Here is a 15,605-nt window from a genome sequence, read left to right as displayed (position 1 = left end):
GGGGTGGGCTCGTTTCACGCGGCGCCACCGCCGCGCCGAAGCCCGCGGTCAAGCCGCCGCCACCATCACCCCGCAGCCGCAGCCACCTCCGGCGCGGGCTCGGCCTCAGCATCAGCCTCCGCCTCCCCACCCCGCATGCCCTCCTGCCCCTGGAACTGCACCCGGTACAACTCCGCATACAGCCCATCCGCAGCCAGCAGCTCCTCGTGCCGCCCCTGCTCGACGATCCGCCCGCCGTCCACCACCAGAATCTGGTCGGCGTCGCGCACGGTCGACAGCCGGTGCGCGATCACCAGCGACGTCCGGCCCCGCAGCGCCCGCGCCAGCGCGCGCTGGACCGCGGCCTCGTTCTCGCTGTCCAGGTGCGCGGTGGCTTCGTCGAGGACGACGACGCTCGGTGCCTTCAGCAGCAGGCGGGCGATCGCCAGGCGCTGCTTCTCGCCGCCGGACAGGCGGTAGCCGCGGTCGCCGACCACGGTGTCCAGGCCGTCGGGCAGGCTGTGGACCAGGTCCAGGATCTGGGCGTCGCGCAGGGCGTCGGTCAGTTCCTCGTCGGTGGCGGTGGGGCGGGCGTAGAGGAGGTTGGCGCGGATCGTGGTGTGGAACATGTGCGCGTCCTGCGTCACCGTGCCGACCGTGGCGTGCAGCGACTCCAGCGTGACGTCGCGGATGTCCGTGCCGCCGATGCGGACCGCGCCCGACTGCGGGTCGTAGAGGCGGTTCGCCAGGGAGGTGATCGTGGTCTTGCCGGCGCCGCTGGGGCCGACCAGGGCCACCATCTCCCCCGCCGCCGCGGTGAAGGTCACGCCGGCCAGCACCTGCGCCGAGGGCGCCTGGTCCAGGCGGGCCACCGACTCCAGGGAGGCCAGGGAGACCTCCTCGGCGGTCGGGTAGCGGAAGGCGACGTCGTCGAACTCGACCGCGACCGGCCCGGTCGGCAGCACGCCGGCGTCCGGCTTCTCCTTGATCATCGGCTCCAGGTCCAGGACCTCGAAGACCCGGTCGAAGGACACCAGCGTGGACATCACCGTGATGCGGACGTTGGTCAGCGCGGTCAGCGGGCCGTAGAGCCGGCCGAGCAGCGCGGCCAGGGCGATCAGCGTGCCCAGCGTGATGGAGTGGCTGATCGCGAGGTGGCCGCCGATCAGGTAGGTCAGCGCGGTGGCCAGGGCGGCGACCAGGCTCAGCGCCGTGCTGAAGAACGCGCCGGTCAGCGCGATGCTGACGCCGGCGTTGCGCACCCCGGCGGCCTTCTCGGCGAACTCCGCGTCCTCCTCGGCGGGCCGGCCGAACAGCTTGGCCAGCAGCGCGCCGGAGACGTTGAAGCGCTCGGTCATCATCGCCGACATGTCGGCGTTCAGCTGCATCTGGCGCCGGACCTGGCCCTGCATCCGCTTGCCGACGCGGCGGGCCGGGATCAGGAAGACCGGCAGCAGGGCCAGCGAGAGCACGGTGATCTGCCAGGACAGGTAGAACATGGTCCCGGCGACCAGGACCAGGCTGATGACGTTCGACAGCACGCTGGACAGCACCGAGGTGAAGGCCTGCTGCGCGCCGATGACGTCGCTGTTCAGCCGGGAGATCAGCGCGCCGGTCTGGGTGCGGGTGAAGAAGGCGATCGGCATGCGCTGGACGTGCGCGAACACCCGGGTCCGCAGGTCGTAGATGAGCCCCTCGCCGATGCGCGAGGACAGGAACCGGTTCACCAGCGAGGCCACCGCGTCCCCCACCGCGACCACGGCGATGATCAGCGCCAGCTTCGTGACCACGGCCCGGTCGCCCTTGAGCACACCGCTGTCGACCAACTTCTGCGCCAGCAGCGGCGGCAGCACCACCAGCACCGCGTCGACGATCGTGATCGCCAGGAAGACACTGATCAGCACCCGGTACGGCCGGGCGATCTTGAAGATCCGCTTGATGGTCCCCGGCGCGAGCTTGTGGTTCAGGATCTCTTTGTCGTTCCGGCCACGGGCCCCGCGCATCATCATCATGCCCGGCGAGCCCATCCCACCACCCATCGACACGCGTGCAGCTCCCTAAAGTCGTGAATCCCCGTCAGGCATAAATGCCGTGAGGCGGCACGGCCATTCCCATAGCCTTCAGCCATGGTGAACCCTCCGGACTCGTTTTCTGAAGACGAGCTGCGTGCGCTGTCGGCGAACAGCTCGGAGGTGCAGGTGGCGGGGCTGCCTTCCACCCCGGTGGACACCCTCGCCGGACTGGAAACTACCGCCGCTAGGATCTAGCCACCATGGACTTCACGACACTGAGCGCCCACCAGGGCAAGGTCATGGTCTCGGTCGGGGACTCCTTCACCGAGGGCATGTGCGACGACACGCTCCCGGACGGCTCGTTCCGGGGCTGGGCCGACCGGGTGGCCGAGCGGCTGGCCGCCGACGACCCGCATCTGCGGTACGCGAACCTCGCGGTCCGCGGCAAGCTGATCGGGCAGATCGAGCGGGACCAGATCCCGGTCGCGGCGACGATGAACGCCGACCTCATCACGCTGGCCGGCGGGCTGAACGACGTGCTGCGGCCGCGCTGCGACATGGCGGCGGTCGAGGCCAGCGTCCGGTCCTGCTTCGCGCAGCTCGCCACCACCAAGGCCACGATCGTCCTGTTCCGCCCGACCGACCCGCGCCGCCGGATGCGCGGCTCGCAGCGCCTGATGCCCGCCGTCAACCGGCTGATCGAGCTGGTCGACGCGTTCGGCGAGTCGCACGGCGCGGTGGTCGTGGACCTGTTCACGGCCCGGGTCTTCGACGACCCGCGGATGTGGGCCGAGGACCGGCTGCACTTCTCCCCCGAGGGCCACCGGCGGGTCGCCGAGGCCGTGCTGCAGGCGCTGGGCGCGGAGCCGAGCTTCGACTGGCGCGCGGCGCTTCCGCCGGCCCGGCCCAAGCCGTGGCTCCAGGCCCGGCGCCAGGACCTGCGGTGGATACGGATCTACCTGCTGCCGTGGATCGGGCGCCGGATCACCGGGAAGTCCTCGGGGGACGGCCGGACGGCCAAGCGGCCCGAGCCGACGCTGGTGGTGGAGGGCTCGCAGGCGTAGGCGGTGCGGCTCAGGGCACGGAGTTCTGCCGGACCGGCCGACTCAGGCCACGGAGTTGTGCCGGACCCGCGCCGTCCACAAAGATGGCCCGGTCCGCTCCCCACCGCGACCGACTGGCAGGCCCCTCCCATGGACACAGCCACGCTCCGGCGGCTCGGCCTGCGGGCCCGCGGCGACGTCCCCACCGCCGCGTGGCTGATCCTGCTGGCGGTGTTCGTCACCGAGTACTGGTGGTGGCACAGCCGGGTGACGCTGTGGGACGGCGACGCGCTCTACTACGTCGCCGCCGCGCTGAAGTTCGCCGGGCACTCCACCGACGACGCGCTGCGGCTCACCGGCGTGTTCTTCCACCAGGAGGGCACCGTCGGGCGGATCCGCGGCACGCTCACCGGCGTCGCCGGGCAGCCGGGCGCCGGGGAGTACGACCTGGAGGCGCCGCGCTTCTTCTACTCGGCGCTGGCGGTGCCGTTCGTCTGGATGTTCGGCGCGAAGGGCATCTGGGTGATGTCGTGGCTGTGCGCGGCGGCGTTCCTGTTCGTCACGATGCGGCTGCTGACCCGGCTGTTCGGGGCGCAGCTCGCGCTGGCGATGCTGGTGCTGTACCAGATCGCGTACGCCTTCTGGTTCTTCCAGACCGGCATCTACACCGAGTCTCTGGCCGCGCTTCTCATCGTCCTGATCGTCACCCGGCTCCCGCTGGAGCGGCAGACCTCGCGCAGCGACCTGATCTGGATCGGGGTCCTGCTGCTGGTGCTGGCCTTCACCCGGCAGAGCGTGCCGGTGCCGGCCGCGGCCATCGTGTTCGCGTATCTGTGGACCGCGATCGGTACCAAGAGCTGGGGGAAGGCGAACGTCTGGAGCCGGCCGGCGCTGGTCGCCGGCGGCGTCGGGGTGGTCGCCGTGGGCCTGGTGACCGCGCTGTTCCCGTTCAACGAGCTGCGGCACTACTCCGAGGTGAACCACCTCGGGAACACCGCCTACGTCCAGGCGCACCTGAGCCAGACCCTGGGCAAGGTCCCGGGCCTGGTCGTGGACATGTTCGCGCGGGAGTTCCGGGGCGCGTTCGCCGGCGACCACGGTCTGCAGGTGCTGTGGCTGCTGACCGCGGCCGGCATCGTGTGGCGGTTCCGGAACGTCTACGCGGCCATGGTCGTCGGCTCGGCGCTGGCCTGCGCGTTCCTGAGCATCCTGGACGCCACCGGGCGCACCTCGCTGCGCTACTTCGTGCCGATGTACCCGATGGCGTTGATGCTGGTCGCGGACTTCTGGCGGTCGCGGCAGTGGGTGGTCAGGACTCTCCCGTCCCGGCCAGGTCCCGGAAGCGCCGGGTCTGAGCCGCCCGCTCCGCAGCCCGCTGCTCGTCATACGGACGCCCCGCCGCTGACCGCAGCAGAGCCTTCGACTCCGTGACCGCGCCGCGCGGGTTGGCCAGCAGGTCGGCGGCGAGCTTCGCCGCGGCGGCGTGCAGTTCGCCGCGCGGGACGACGTGGTTGGCCAGGCCGATGCGCAGGGACTCCTCGGCGTCGACGTAGCGCGCGGTGGCCACGATCTCCAGGGCGCGCGAGTAGCCGACGGCGTCGACCAGCGGCTGCGTCCCGGCCAGGTCCGGCACCAGGCCGAGGGCCGGCTCCTTCATGGAGAACAGGACGTCGTCGGCGACGACGCGGATGTCGCAGGCCAGCGCGAGCTGGAAGCCGGCGCCGATGGCGTGCCCCTGGACCGCGGCGACGGTGACCAGGTCGGTGCGACGCCACCAGGTGAACGCCTCCTGATACCCCTCGATGGTGCGGTCCACCTCCTCGTCGGAGGCCGCGGCGAAGGTGGCGAAGTTCTCGAACATCGAGCGGTCCAGGCCTGCGGAGAAGGACTTGCCCTCGGAACGCAGCACCACGACGCGCACGGTGCCCGGCAGAGCGGCGCCGATCGCGGCCAGCGCGGCCCAGAACTCAGGGGTCTGCGAGTTGCGCTTGTCCGGCCGGTTCAGGGCGACCGTCGCGGCCTCGCCCTCCAGCAGCACGTCGATGCCCGCCTCGGCGGCCTGACGTGCGGTGTCTTCCCAGCTCATGCGCTCTCCCGAATCCGTGCGAACGGTGCCGAAGAGCGAGACTACTCGCGGGTAACTTGTTGCGCCAGCGGAGTACCCGACAATAGAGGTGTCCGCCGCGTCCGGACTCGGCCTGGAGCGAGGAAGAAGGACGGCGCGGACACAGAAGAGGGCGGGGTGCCCATCACGCACCCCGCCCCTTCGTCACCGGTCGGCTGCCCGACCTCCGCCCGGCCAATACGACCTGGTCAGGCGGTCTTCGCCTTGCCGCGCGTCGCGCCGCCCCGGCCCCGAAGCGTCACACCGGATTCGCTGAGCATCCGGTGCACGAACCCGTACGAACGCCCGGTGGACTGGGCGAGGGCGCGAATGGACTCGCCCGCCTCGTACTTCGCCTTGAGGTCGGTCGCGAGCTGCGACCGCGCGTCGCCGGTCACCCGGCTGCCCTTCTTGAGAGTCTCGGCCACACGTGCCTCCTGGAGTGGATGTGCGCTCTAGGTACACATGATCACCCCTCGCAGCGCTCTTGGCCACCGATTCGGCGATGTTGCCCATAACATCAATGTCACGTCGCTCGATGTGACTAGTAGATCATGGTGGTTTGTGGGGTTATCGGGGGATTCGGATCTCGGGATGAATCAGCCCACGATGAAAGGTCCCGGGGTGGGGGGGTGGGGGGGTTGGGTGGGGGTGGTGGGCCTGGGTGGGGAGGGTTGGGGGTGGGAGGCGGGGTGCTGGGGCGGCGGCGGTAGTGGGGGCGGCGGCGTTGGAGGCACTGGCGGTGATGGGGGACGGCGGCGGTTTGGTTTGTGGTTTTAGAGGCTTTTTACGGCTTCGCACAGGGTTTGATGGCCTCGCGGGGTGGCGCAGTTCGGTGGTGCCCCGCATGTTGCGCTGGCGGCTGCCGGTTTTCGTGTTCACGACCGCGCGTCGGTCCGAGTCACTGCGCATGTCGTAGGCGGCAATCGTCGGGCGTGGTGGGCACCTTGAGGCCTCCGGCGGGCGCTCTACAGCGAGGGGGCGACCCGAGCGTCCGGCACTTCGGCGGCGGCCCGCGACTGGTCGGCTTCTTGTCCGCTGTTGCCTGCGCCGCGCTGACTGCTGGCGGTCGCTGCTTGTGGTCACCAGGGTTCTGTGCCCCTCGCCACGTCGTCGCCTTACGGAACCAGCCCGGTTCGGCGGCGTCAAGCCGGATCACACCTGCTGTGGTCCGGCTCCGTCCGGCTGGACACCGCCAAACCGGCCAGGTTGGCTTCGCCCGCCGACGCGGCGAGGGACCCAGAACCAACACCCCGCGTGGTCCGGTCGGACACGACGAAGGACGTGCTCGGCTGGCGCCTGCCGGTCGCGTTGTGTGGTGGGTCCGTCGCCGTGTGCTAGGCCAGCGACACCAGGTCCAGGTACTGCTCGCTCCAGAGGTCCTCGTCGCCGTCCGGTAGCAGGATCACCCGCTCCGGGTTCAGTGCCTGTACCGCGCCCTCGTCGTGGGTCACCATGATCACGGCGCCCTCGTATGTCCCGAGGGCGCCGAGGATCTCCGCGCGGGAGGCTGGGTCCAGGTTGTTGGTGGGCTCATCGAGGAGGAGGACGTTCGCCGTCGAGACCACCAGGGTGGCCAGCGCCAGTCGGGTCTTCTCGCCGCCGGACAGTACGCCGGCTGGCTTGTCGACGTCGTCGCCGGAGAACAGGAATGAGCCCAGCGTCTTGCGGACGGCGATCAGGTCCAGGTCCGGTGCCGCGCTGCGCATGTTCTCCAGGACCGTGCGCTCTGGGTCCAGGGTCTCGTGCTCCTGGGCGTAGTAGCCGAGTTTGAGGCCGTGCCCCTCCTCGACCTGGCCGGTGTCCGGCTTCTCGACGCCGCCGAGTAGGCGCAGGAGGGTGGTCTTGCCGGCGCCGTTCAGGCCGAGGATGACGACCTTGGAGCCGCGGTCGACGGCTAGGTCGACGTCGGTGAAGACCTCCAGTGAGCCGTAGGACTTCGACAGGCCGGTGGCGAACAGGGGGGTCTTGCCGCACGGGGCTGGGGTGGGGAAGCGGAGCTTGGCCACCTTGTCTGACTGGCGGACCTCCTCCAGGCCGGCCAGCATGCGGTTGGCGCGGCGGGCCATGTTCTGGGCTGCGACGGTCTTGGTCGCCGAGGCGCGCATCTTGTCGGCCTGCGCGTTCAGGACTGCGGCCTTCTTCTCGACGTTGGCGCGTTCGCGCTTGCGGCGGCGTTCGTCGTCCTCGCGCTGCTTGAGGTAGAGCTTCCAGCCCATGTTGTAGTAGTCGATGGCGGCGCGGTTGGCGTCTAGGTGGAAGACCTTGTTCACGCAGGATTCGACCAGGTTCACGTCGTGGGAGATGACGATGAAGCCGCCCTTGTAGGTCTTCAGGAACTCGCGCAGCCAGACGATCGAGTCGGCGTCGAGGTGGTTGGTCGGCTCGTCGAGGAGGAGGACCTCGTTGTCGCCGAAGAGGATTCGGGACAGTTCGACGCGGCGGCGCTGGCCGCCGGAGAGGGTGTGCAGGGGCTGGTTCATCACGCGGTCCGGGAGGCCCAGGGCGGAGGCGATGGTCGCGGCCTCGGATTCGGCGGCGTAGCCGCCGGCAGCGATGAACTCGTCCTCCAGGCGGGCGTAGCGGCGCATCGCCTTTTCGTGGGTGGCCGGGTCGACGGAGGCCATGCGCTTCTCGTTCTCGCGCATGCGGCGGAGGATGTCGTCCAGGCCGCGGGCGGAGAGGATGCGGTCGCGGGCGATCACGTCGAGGTCGCCGGTGCGGGGGTCCTGGGGGAGGTAGCCGACGGGACCGGAGCGGCTGATGGTGCCGGCGGCCGGGATGGTCTCACCGGCCAGGGTCTTGGTGAGCGTGGTCTTGCCGGCGCCGTTGCGGCCTACCAGGCCGATGCGGTCGCCGGGACCCACTCGGAAGGAGGCCTTCTCGATCAGGATGCGGCTGCCGGCCCGGAGCTCGACGTCGGTTGCGGTGATCACAACGCACCATTTTACGGTGCGGGGAGCACTGTCTATGAACGCGTTTTTGTGCGCTGTGACCCGGATCGCTTATGGAACCGGTGAAGTGGGTCAGATCGCCTGCAGGCCCGCGATCAGGCGCGAGCCCAAACCGCGGTCCACGCGCTTGCTGTCGCGCCAGCAGACCGCGAAGGAGCGGCCCGCGTGCCAGGAGCTCAGCGCCGTGCGCGTGTAGCCGACCGTGGCCGAGGGCAGGTCGTCGACCGTGAACCAGCCGAGCTTCTCGCACTTGGTGGGCTCGGCGTTCACCGGGCCGCCGGACCAGCGGCTGGCCGCGAAGAAGAGCTGCATGCGCGGCTCGCCGTCGGCCTCGCGGTGGTGGACCGTCACCGCGTGCTCCAGGTCGCCGGGGTCGATGCGGACGCCGAGTTCCTCGCGCGCCTCGCGCACCAGGGCCTGCACGGCGTCCTCGCCGGGCTCGACGTGGCCGGCGGGCACGTGCCAGCGGCCGGAACCCCACACGGCACCCTTGCGCAGCCCCAGGAGCACGCGCTCGTCGTCGGGCCGCTGAAGAATGAGGTGCACGGCGAGCAGGCACGACTCACGGCCCTTGTCAGTCGCCTTCCGGATCCCGGACACAGGCTCCCCCTTAGTACGCGGGTCTTGACCATCCCGTTACTTGTAACAGGTACCAACCTACCCACACGTACCGTCGTTTACGCAAGACTTCCGCGCCTGCGAATGCACATGCATCCGCAGAAGGCAGCAGAGGAAAGGCCTGCGATACACGGAAAAAGCCGCCCGATTCCAGAAGAATCGGGCGGCCAGTTTTTACGCGCCGTTAACGCAGCCCGCTGATATCAGACGTTGAAGCCGAGGGCCCGCAGCTGCTCGCGGCCGTCGTCGGTGATCTTGTCCGGACCCCACGGCGGCATCCACACCCAGTTCACCCGGAAGTCCGCGACCAGGCCGTCCAGGGCCATGCGCATCTGGTCCTCGATGACGTCCTGCAGCGGGCAGGCCGCCGAGGTGAGCGTCATGTCGACGACGGCGATGTTGGCGTCGTCGACCGTGAGCCCGTAGACCAGGCCCAGATCGACGACGTTGATCCCGAGCTCGGGGTCCACCACGTCGCGCAGCGCCTCGGTGACGTCCTCGACCGGCGCCAGTTCGGTCGTGCTCATGCCTTCACACCACTCTCTGTGTCGTCCAATGCCTGCGCGGTCGCGTCTTTCCACGCCATCCACGACAGCAGCGCGCACTTCACGCGCCCCGGGTACTTGGCGACGCCGGCGAACGCCACCGCGTCCTCCAGCACCTCCTCGTGCTCCTCGGCGAACTCCGGGCCGTCCAGCTTGGACTGCATCAGCCGCAGGAAGGTCTCCTGCACCTCGCGCGCCTGCTCGACGGACTTGCCGATGAGCAGGTCCGCCATCAGCGACGCCGAGGCCTGACTGATCGAGCAGCCCTGGGACTCGTAGGAGATGTCGCTGATCACGTCGCCGTCGAGGTCGACGCGCATGGTCACCTCGTCACCGCACGTCGGGTTGACGTGGTGCACCTGGGTCGCGAACGGCTCGCGCAGACCCTTGTGGTGCGGGTGGCGGTAGTGGTCCAGGATGATCTCCTGGTACATCGATTCCAGCTGCATCTCCTGCTCCCTTACGCCTTCAGACTCCGAAGAACCGCTTCACCTGGTCCAGGCCCTCGACGAGGGCGTCGACCTCGGCCGGCGTGGAGTACAGATAGAACGACGCCCGCGTGGTCGCAGGAATTCCGAACCGCACGCAGACCGGCCGCGCGCAGTGGTGGCCGACGCGCACCGCGATGCCGTGCTCGTCGAGCACCTGGCCCACGTCGTGCGGGTGGATGTCGCCGAGCGTGAACGAGATGGCCGCGCCGCGGTCCTCGTTCGTGGCCGGGCCGATGATCCGCAGACCCTCGACCTCCTGGAGGCGCTTGAGCGCGTACTCCGTGATGGCGTGCTCGTGCGCGGCGACCTTGTCCATGCCGATGCCGTTGAGGTAGTCCACGGCGGTGCCCAGCGCGATCACCTCGGCGATCGGCGGGGTGCCGGCCTCGTACTTGTGCGGCAGGCCCGCGTACGTGGACTTCTCCATGGTGACCGTCTGGATCATCTCGCCGCCGCCGAGGAAGGGCGGCAGCTCCTCCAGCAGGTCCCGGCGGCCCCACAGCACGCCGACGCCGGTCGGGCCGAGCATCTTGTGGCCGGTGAAGGCGACGAAGTCGGCGCCGAGCGCCTGCACGTCCAGCGGCAGGTGCGGTGCGGACTGCGAGGCGTCCAGGACCACCAGCGCGCCGACCTCGTGCGCGCGCTTGACGATGGTCTCGACCGGGTTGACCGTGCCCAGGATGTTGGAGATGTGGACCAGCGAGACCACCTTGGTGCGCTCGGTGATCAGCTCGTTCAGGTTCGACAGGTCCAGGCGGCCCTCGTCGGTGATCCCGAACCAGCGCAGCTTCGCGCCGACGCGCTCGGCGGTGAGCTGCCACGGCACGATGTTGGAGTGGTGCTCCATCTCCGAGATGACGATCTCGTCGCCGGGGCGGATGCCGTAGGGCTCGCCGGCCCAGCCGAGCACGTTGGCCACGAGGTTCAGCGCCTCGGAGGAGTTCTTCGTGAAGACGACCTCCTCGCGCGGGGCGTTGATGAAGGCCGCCACCTTGTCGCGGGCGCCCTCGTACAGCGCCGTGGCCTCCTCGGCCAGCACGTGGATGCCGCGGTGCACGTTGGCGTTGTGCAGCGAGTAGTACTCGACGATGGTGTCGATCACCTGCTGCGGCGACTGCGAGGTCGCCGCGTTGTCCAGGTACACGAGCGGCTTGTCGCCGTGCACCAGGCGCTGCAGGATCGGGAAGTCCTTGCGGATCGCGTCCGTGTCGAGGAACTGAGCGTCAATGCCCATGAGGATCAGGCTCCAGCCTTGGCGTAGCTTTCGTAGCCCTCAGATTCCAGCTTGTCAGCCAGTTCCGGACCACCCGATTCCACGATGCGGCCGTCGGAGAAGACGTGGACGTAGTCCGGCTTGATGTAGCGCAGGATCCGCGTGTAGTGCGTGATCAGCAGCGTGCCGACCTCGCCGGACTCGCGGACCCGGTTCACACCCTCGGAGACGGTCTTCAGCGCGTCCACGTCCAGACCGGAGTCGGTCTCGTCGAGGATCGCGATCTTCGGCTTCAGGAGCTCCATCTGCAGGATCTCGTGGCGCTTCTTCTCACCGCCCGAGAAGCCCTCGTTGACGTTGCGCTCGGCCATGGCCTTGTCCATCTGGATGGCTTCCATGGCGCCGTTGACTTCCTTGACCCAGGTGCGCAGCTTCGGGGCCTCGCCGCGGATCGCGGTGGCCGCGGTGCGCAGGAAGTTCGAGACCGTGACGCCGGGGATCTCCACCGGGTACTGCATGGCCAGGAACATGCCGGCGCGGGCCCGCTCGTCCACGGTCATCGCCAGGACGTCCTCGCCGTCCAGGGTGACGGTGCCGGAGGTGATGGTGTACTTCGGGTGGCCGGCGATCGAGTAGGCCAGGGTGGACTTGCCGGAGCCGTTGGGGCCCATGATGGCGTGCGTCTCACCCTCCTTGACCGTCAGGTTGACGCCGCGCAGGATCTCGCGCGGGCCGTTCTCGCCTTCGACAGTGACGTGCAGGTCCTTGATTTCCAAAGTCGCCATGACTTCTCTACGCCTCCTTGACGGCGACGTACAGGTCATCGCCTTCGATCTTCACGGGGTACACCGGCACCGGCTCGGTGGCCGGCAGGCTGGAGGGCTTGCCGGTCTTCAGGTCGAACATCGAGCCGTGCAGCCAGCACTCGATCTCGCAGTCCACGACCTCGCCCTCGGACAGGGCCACGTTGGCGTGCGAGCACACGTCGTGGATCGCGTAGAACTCGCCGTCGTGCAGCACCACGGCCACCGGGACGTCGCCGGCCACGACCGCCTTGGGCTGGTCCGGGGTCACCTCCGAGACGCCGCACACGCGCGTCCAGGTCTCGGTCTGGCTCATGCGACGGCTCCGGCGAGCTCCGTCTCCACCTTCGCCATCAGCCGCTCCTGGACGTCCGGGATGCCGATCCGGCCGATCACGTCGGCGAAGAAGCCGCGGACCACCAGGCGGCGGGCCTCGTCCTCGCGGATGCCGCGGGCCTGCAGGTAGAACAGCTGCTCGTCGTCGAAGCGGCCGGTCGCGCTGGCGTGCCCGGCGCCGACGATCTCGCCGGTCTCGATCTCCAGGTTCGGCACCGAGTCGGCGCGCGCCCCGTCGGTCAGGACCAGGTTGCGGTTCAGCTCGTAGGTGTCGGTCTGCTCGGCCTCCGCGCGGATCAGGACGTCGCCGACCCAGACCGTGTGCGCGTCCTTGCCCTGCAGGGCGCCCTTGTAGGTCACGCGGGACTTGCAGTGCGTGGCGCTGTGGTCGACCAGCAGCCGGGCCTCCAGGTGCTGGCCGGCGTCGGCGAAGTACACGCCGAGCAGTTCGGCGTCGCCGCCGGGCGCGGTGTACGCCACCCGCGGGGTGAGCCGCACCAGGTCGCCGCCGAAGCTGACGTTGATGGACTGCAGGCGCGCGTCCCGGCCCAGCCGGGCCTGCTGCTGTGACAGGTGCACGGCGTCGTCGGCCCAGTCCTGGAGCGCGATGACGGTCAGGTCGGCGCTGTCGCCGACCAGGATCTGCACGTTCTCCGAGTAGGTCGCGCTGCCCTGGTAGTCCAGGACCACGACGGCCTTGGCGAACGGCTTCACGTCCACCAGCACGTTGCCGAACACGGTGCCGCCGGTGCCGGTGAACGTCACGCGCACCGGCTCGGCGACCTCGGCCTCCTGCGGGACGGTGATGACGGTCGCTTCGGTGAACCCGGCCCACGCCAGCGCCGAGGTGCGGTCCACCGGGAGGCCGGCCTTGCCGAGCCGGGCGTCGTCCCGGCCCACGGTCTCCACCACGACCGGCTCGCTCGCCACCACGTCGACCGCGACCTTGCCGTCGGCGGTCGGGGACTCGTGCAGCCCGCGCAGCCGTTTCAGCGGGGTGAAGCGCCAGTCCTCCTCGCGGCCGGTCAGGGCCGGGAAGTCCGCGGGGTCGAAGGACGTGTGGCGCTCCACGCGCGCGTCGGTCGGCTGGCTCACGGCGCGGCCGGTGCCCGGGCCGGCGAGGCGGTTGCCGGCGCCGGGCTCGTTCACCGTCACTGCTGCGGCGGTCTTGGAGCCGACCTGGTTCTGTGCGCCCATCAAATTCTGCGGATCAGACATCGATGTCCCGTACTCGTGGCTAGTGATTCGTGAAAGGTCTGTGCTGAAGAAGGATCTGGGCGGCCGCCGGCGTCAGCCGACCGCGCCCTCCATCTGCAGCTCGATCAGCCGGTTGAGCTCCAGCGCGTACTCCATCGGCAGCTCGCGGGCGATCGGCTCGACGAAGCCGCGCACGATCATCGCCATCGCCTCGTCCTCGGTCATCCCGCGGCTCATCAGGTAGAACAGCTGGTCCTCGCTGACCTTGGACACGGTCGCCTCGTGGCCCATGGCCACGTCGTCCTCGCGGACGTCCACGTAGGGGTAGGTGTCCGAGCGGGAGATGGTGTCGACCAGCAGCGCGTCGCACTTCACGGTGGACTTGCTGTGGTGCGCGCCCTCCTGCACCTGGACCAGGCCGCGGTAGGAGGTGCGGCCGCCGCCGCGGGCCACCGACTTGGAGATGATGGTCGAGGAGGTGTGCGGGGCGGCGTGCACCATCTTGGCGCCGGCGTCCTGGTGCTGGCCCTCGCCGGCGAAGGCGACGGACAGCGTCTCGCCCTTGGCGTGCTCGCCGAGCAGCCAGACGGCCGGGTACTTCATGGTGACCTTGGAGCCGATGTTGCCGTCGATCCATTCCATGGTGGCGCCGGCCTGCGCGGCTGCGCGCTTGGTGACCAGGTTGTAGACGTTGTTCGACCAGTTCTGGATGGTGGTGTAGCGCACGCGGGCGTTCTTCTTCACCACGATCTCCACGACCGCCGAGTGCAGCGAGTCCGAGGAGTAGATCGGCGCGGTGCAGCCCTCGACGTAGTGGACGTAGGAGTCCTCGTCGGCGATGATCAGCGTCCGCTCGAACTGGCCCATGTTCTCGGTGTTGATGCGGAAGTAGGCCTGCAGCGGGATCTGGACGTGCACGCCCTTGGGGACGTAGATGAAGGACCCGCCGGACCACACCGCGGTGTTCAGCGCGGAGAACTTGTTGTCACCGGTGGGGATCACGGTCGCGAAGTGCTCGCGGAACAGCTCCGGGTACTCCTTCAGGGCGGTGTCCGTGTCCAGGAAGATGACGCCCTGCTCCTCCAGCTCCTTGTTGATCTGGTGGTAGACGACCTCGGACTCGTACTGCGCCGCCACACCGGAGATCAGCCGCTGCTTCTCGGCCTCCGGGATGCCCAGCTTGTCGTAGGTGTTCTTGATGTCCGCCGGCAGGTCGTCCCAGGACTCCGCCTGCTTCTCGGTGGAGCGCACGAAGTACTTGATGTTGTCGAAGTCGATCCCGCCGAGGTCCGCGCCCCACACCGGCATGGGCTTCTTCTCGAACAGCCGCAGACCGCGCAGCCGCATCTCAAGCATCCACTCCGGCTCGTTCTTCTTCGCGGAGATGTCGCGGACGACGTCCTCGTTCAGGCCGCGGCGCGCGGTGGACCCGGCGACGTCGGAGTCGGCCCAGCCGTACTCGTAGGTACCGAGGCCTTCGAGCTGCTCGTGCGAGGTGGTGGTCATAGCGCGTTCCCTCCGGAAACCTCAATGCTCTTGCTGGTCCCGGTGGCTGAGACGGTCATCGGGATGAAGGTCGTGCACACGCCGTCGCCGTGGGCGATGGTCGCGAGTCGTTGGACATGCGTGCCCAGCAGTTCGGCGAAGACCTCGGTCTCCGCCTCGCACAGCTGGGGGAACTGCTCGGCGACGTGCGCCACCGGGCAGTGGTGCTGGCACAGCTGCTCGCCGGCGGCGGGCGCCATGCCGGTCTCCCGCAGGCCCGCGGCGTAGCCGTCCTCGGTGAGAAGCTTCGCCAGCAGGGCCGGCCGCTCCTCGGCGGGCACGGATTCCATCCGCTCCCGGAACCGGTCGGCCAACTCCGCCACGCGCTTGCGCGCGAACGCCTCGACCGCCGCGGACCCCGCACTGTCGGCGAGGAACTTCAGCGCGTCGACGGCCAGCTGGTCGTACGCCTGGTAGAAGACACCCCGGCCGCGATCGGTGAGCGCGAAGACCTTGGCCGGCCGGCCGCGTCCCCGCTGCCCGTACGTCCGCTGCTGCCGCGCCTCGACAAGATTCTCGGCCAACAGCGCATCCAGGTGACGCCGCACACCGGCGGGCGTCATCTTGAGCCGCTTGCCGAGATCCACCGCGGTCGAGGGCCCGTTGGCCAGGATGCTGCGGGCGACCCGGTTACGCGTGCCGACGTGCACGTCAGAAGCGTCGTCGGCGGACGACGACGCACTCACGCTCGGGTTCTGCACGCTTTCCACAACACCAGTGTGCCTTTATTCGTTCCCCGGTACCAAGTAAGGGAGACCTAATAAG

General features: G+C 69.3%; 15 protein-coding genes. 2 read left to right on the top strand and 13 right to left on the bottom strand.

What is annotated here, in order from left to right:
* Nucleotides 1-65: 65 nt before the first annotated feature.
* The gene (locus ABH935_RS11330) at nt 66-2,018 is read right to left on the bottom strand and encodes an ABC transporter ATP-binding protein (RefSeq protein ID WP_370377970.1); all 1,953 of its coding nucleotides are present in this window, start codon (nt 2,016-2,018) and stop codon (nt 66-68) included.
* A gap of 87 nt (nt 2,019-2,105) precedes the next feature.
* Between ABH935_RS11330 and ABH935_RS11325 the strand changes: the two genes are divergently transcribed.
* Nucleotides 2,106-2,246 carry a hypothetical protein gene (locus ABH935_RS11325; protein WP_370377785.1) on the top strand — a complete coding sequence of 47 codons (141 nt, stop codon included), beginning with the start codon at nt 2,106-2,108 and terminating at the stop codon, nt 2,244-2,246.
* Between the two features lie 5 nt (nt 2,247-2,251).
* Nucleotides 2,252-3,055: an SGNH/GDSL hydrolase family protein gene (locus tag ABH935_RS11320; RefSeq protein WP_370377784.1), complete on the top strand. Its 804-nt coding sequence runs from the start codon at nt 2,252-2,254 to the stop codon at nt 3,053-3,055.
* A gap of 1,288 nt (nt 3,056-4,343) precedes the next feature.
* On the opposite strand, the gene ABH935_RS11315 is transcribed toward ABH935_RS11320, so the two are convergent.
* The 12 genes from ABH935_RS11315 to ABH935_RS11260 form a co-directional block, all read right to left on the bottom strand.
* Complete coding sequence (locus ABH935_RS11315; protein ID WP_370377783.1) at nt 4,344-5,120, bottom strand: enoyl-CoA hydratase/isomerase family protein; 777 nt, start codon at nt 5,118-5,120, stop codon at nt 4,344-4,346.
* A 227-nt stretch (nt 5,121-5,347) separates the two neighbouring features.
* On the bottom strand, nt 5,348-5,566 hold the full coding sequence (locus ABH935_RS11310; RefSeq protein WP_012786483.1) for a helix-turn-helix domain-containing protein: 219 nt from the start codon (nt 5,564-5,566) through the stop codon (nt 5,348-5,350).
* A gap of 909 nt (nt 5,567-6,475) precedes the next feature.
* Nucleotides 6,476-8,074, bottom strand: coding sequence for an ABC-F family ATP-binding cassette domain-containing protein (locus tag ABH935_RS11305; protein ID WP_370377782.1), 1,599 nt, complete (start codon nt 8,072-8,074; stop codon nt 6,476-6,478).
* A gap of 90 nt (nt 8,075-8,164) precedes the next feature.
* Nucleotides 8,165-8,692: an NUDIX domain-containing protein gene (locus tag ABH935_RS11300; protein ID WP_370377781.1), complete on the bottom strand. Its 528-nt coding sequence runs from the start codon at nt 8,690-8,692 to the stop codon at nt 8,165-8,167.
* A gap of 221 nt (nt 8,693-8,913) precedes the next feature.
* The gene (locus tag ABH935_RS11295) at nt 8,914-9,237 is read right to left on the bottom strand and encodes a metal-sulfur cluster assembly factor (protein ID WP_012786480.1); all 324 of its coding nucleotides are present in this window, start codon (nt 9,235-9,237) and stop codon (nt 8,914-8,916) included.
* Complete coding sequence (gene sufU, locus ABH935_RS11290) at nt 9,234-9,704, bottom strand: Fe-S cluster assembly sulfur transfer protein SufU (protein ID WP_370377780.1); 471 nt, start codon at nt 9,702-9,704, stop codon at nt 9,234-9,236. The genes ABH935_RS11295 and sufU overlap by 4 nt, the downstream gene beginning before the upstream one ends.
* Before the next feature lie 19 nt (nt 9,705-9,723).
* Entirely contained in the window at nt 9,724-10,980 is a 1,257-nt protein-coding gene (locus ABH935_RS11285; RefSeq protein ID WP_370377779.1) for a cysteine desulfurase, read from the bottom strand.
* Between the two features lie 5 nt (nt 10,981-10,985).
* Nucleotides 10,986-11,744 carry a Fe-S cluster assembly ATPase SufC gene (gene sufC / locus ABH935_RS11280; protein ID WP_194897643.1) on the bottom strand — a complete coding sequence of 253 codons (759 nt, stop codon included), beginning with the start codon at nt 11,742-11,744 and terminating at the stop codon, nt 10,986-10,988.
* Between the two features lie 7 nt (nt 11,745-11,751).
* On the bottom strand, nt 11,752-12,078 hold the full coding sequence (locus tag ABH935_RS11275) for a non-heme iron oxygenase ferredoxin subunit (RefSeq protein WP_370377778.1): 327 nt from the start codon (nt 12,076-12,078) through the stop codon (nt 11,752-11,754).
* Nucleotides 12,075-13,316 (bottom strand): Fe-S cluster assembly protein SufD, encoded by a 1,242-nt coding sequence (gene sufD / locus ABH935_RS11270; protein ID WP_370377777.1) that lies wholly within the window; start codon nt 13,314-13,316, stop codon nt 12,075-12,077. Before sufD ends, ABH935_RS11275 begins: the two co-directional genes overlap by 4 nt.
* Nucleotides 13,317-13,388: 72 nt before the next feature.
* Nucleotides 13,389-14,801, bottom strand: a complete 1,413-nt coding sequence (gene sufB / locus ABH935_RS11265; protein ID WP_370377776.1) for a Fe-S cluster assembly protein SufB — start codon at nt 14,799-14,801, stop codon at nt 13,389-13,391.
* Nucleotides 14,798-15,541, bottom strand: coding sequence for a helix-turn-helix transcriptional regulator (locus tag ABH935_RS11260; protein ID WP_370377969.1), 744 nt, complete (start codon nt 15,539-15,541; stop codon nt 14,798-14,800). The genes sufB and ABH935_RS11260 overlap by 4 nt, the downstream gene beginning before the upstream one ends.
* Between the last annotated feature and the right edge of the window lie 64 nt (nt 15,542-15,605).

Source organism: Catenulispora sp. GAS73 (genome assembly GCF_041262085.1).
Lineage (GTDB): Bacteria > Actinomycetota > Actinomycetes > Streptomycetales > Catenulisporaceae > Catenulispora.
The sequence above is the reverse complement of the archived record's forward strand: the minus strand, read 5'-3'. Positions and strand labels throughout refer to the sequence as shown.

What these genes read in the sequence shown, in the direction of transcription:
- sufU (WP_370377780.1), bottom strand. Translation starts at nt 9,704, where the DNA reads ATGCAGCTGGAATCGATGTACCAGGAGATCATCCTGGACCACTACCGC.
- sufC (WP_194897643.1), bottom strand. Translation starts at nt 11,744, where the DNA reads ATGGCGACTTTGGAAATCAAGGACCTGCACGTCACTGTCGAAGGCGAG.
- ABH935_RS11330 (WP_370377970.1), bottom strand. Translation starts at nt 2,018, where the DNA reads ATGGGTGGTGGGATGGGCTCGCCGGGCATGATGATGATGCGCGGGGCC.
- ABH935_RS11325 (WP_370377785.1), top strand. Translation starts at nt 2,106, where the DNA reads ATGGTGAACCCTCCGGACTCGTTTTCTGAAGACGAGCTGCGTGCGCTG.
- ABH935_RS11285 (WP_370377779.1), bottom strand. Translation starts at nt 10,980, where the DNA reads ATGGGCATTGACGCTCAGTTCCTCGACACGGACGCGATCCGCAAGGAC.
- ABH935_RS11315 (WP_370377783.1), bottom strand. Translation starts at nt 5,120, where the DNA reads ATGAGCTGGGAAGACACCGCACGTCAGGCCGCCGAGGCGGGCATCGAC.
- ABH935_RS11320 (WP_370377784.1), top strand. Translation starts at nt 2,252, where the DNA reads ATGGACTTCACGACACTGAGCGCCCACCAGGGCAAGGTCATGGTCTCG.
- ABH935_RS11275 (WP_370377778.1), bottom strand. Translation starts at nt 12,078, where the DNA reads ATGAGCCAGACCGAGACCTGGACGCGCGTGTGCGGCGTCTCGGAGGTG.
- ABH935_RS11295 (WP_012786480.1), bottom strand. Translation starts at nt 9,237, where the DNA reads ATGAGCACGACCGAACTGGCGCCGGTCGAGGACGTCACCGAGGCGCTG.
- sufD (WP_370377777.1), bottom strand. Translation starts at nt 13,316, where the DNA reads ATGTCTGATCCGCAGAATTTGATGGGCGCACAGAACCAGGTCGGCTCC.
- sufB (WP_370377776.1), bottom strand. Translation starts at nt 14,801, where the DNA reads ATGACCACCACCTCGCACGAGCAGCTCGAAGGCCTCGGTACCTACGAG.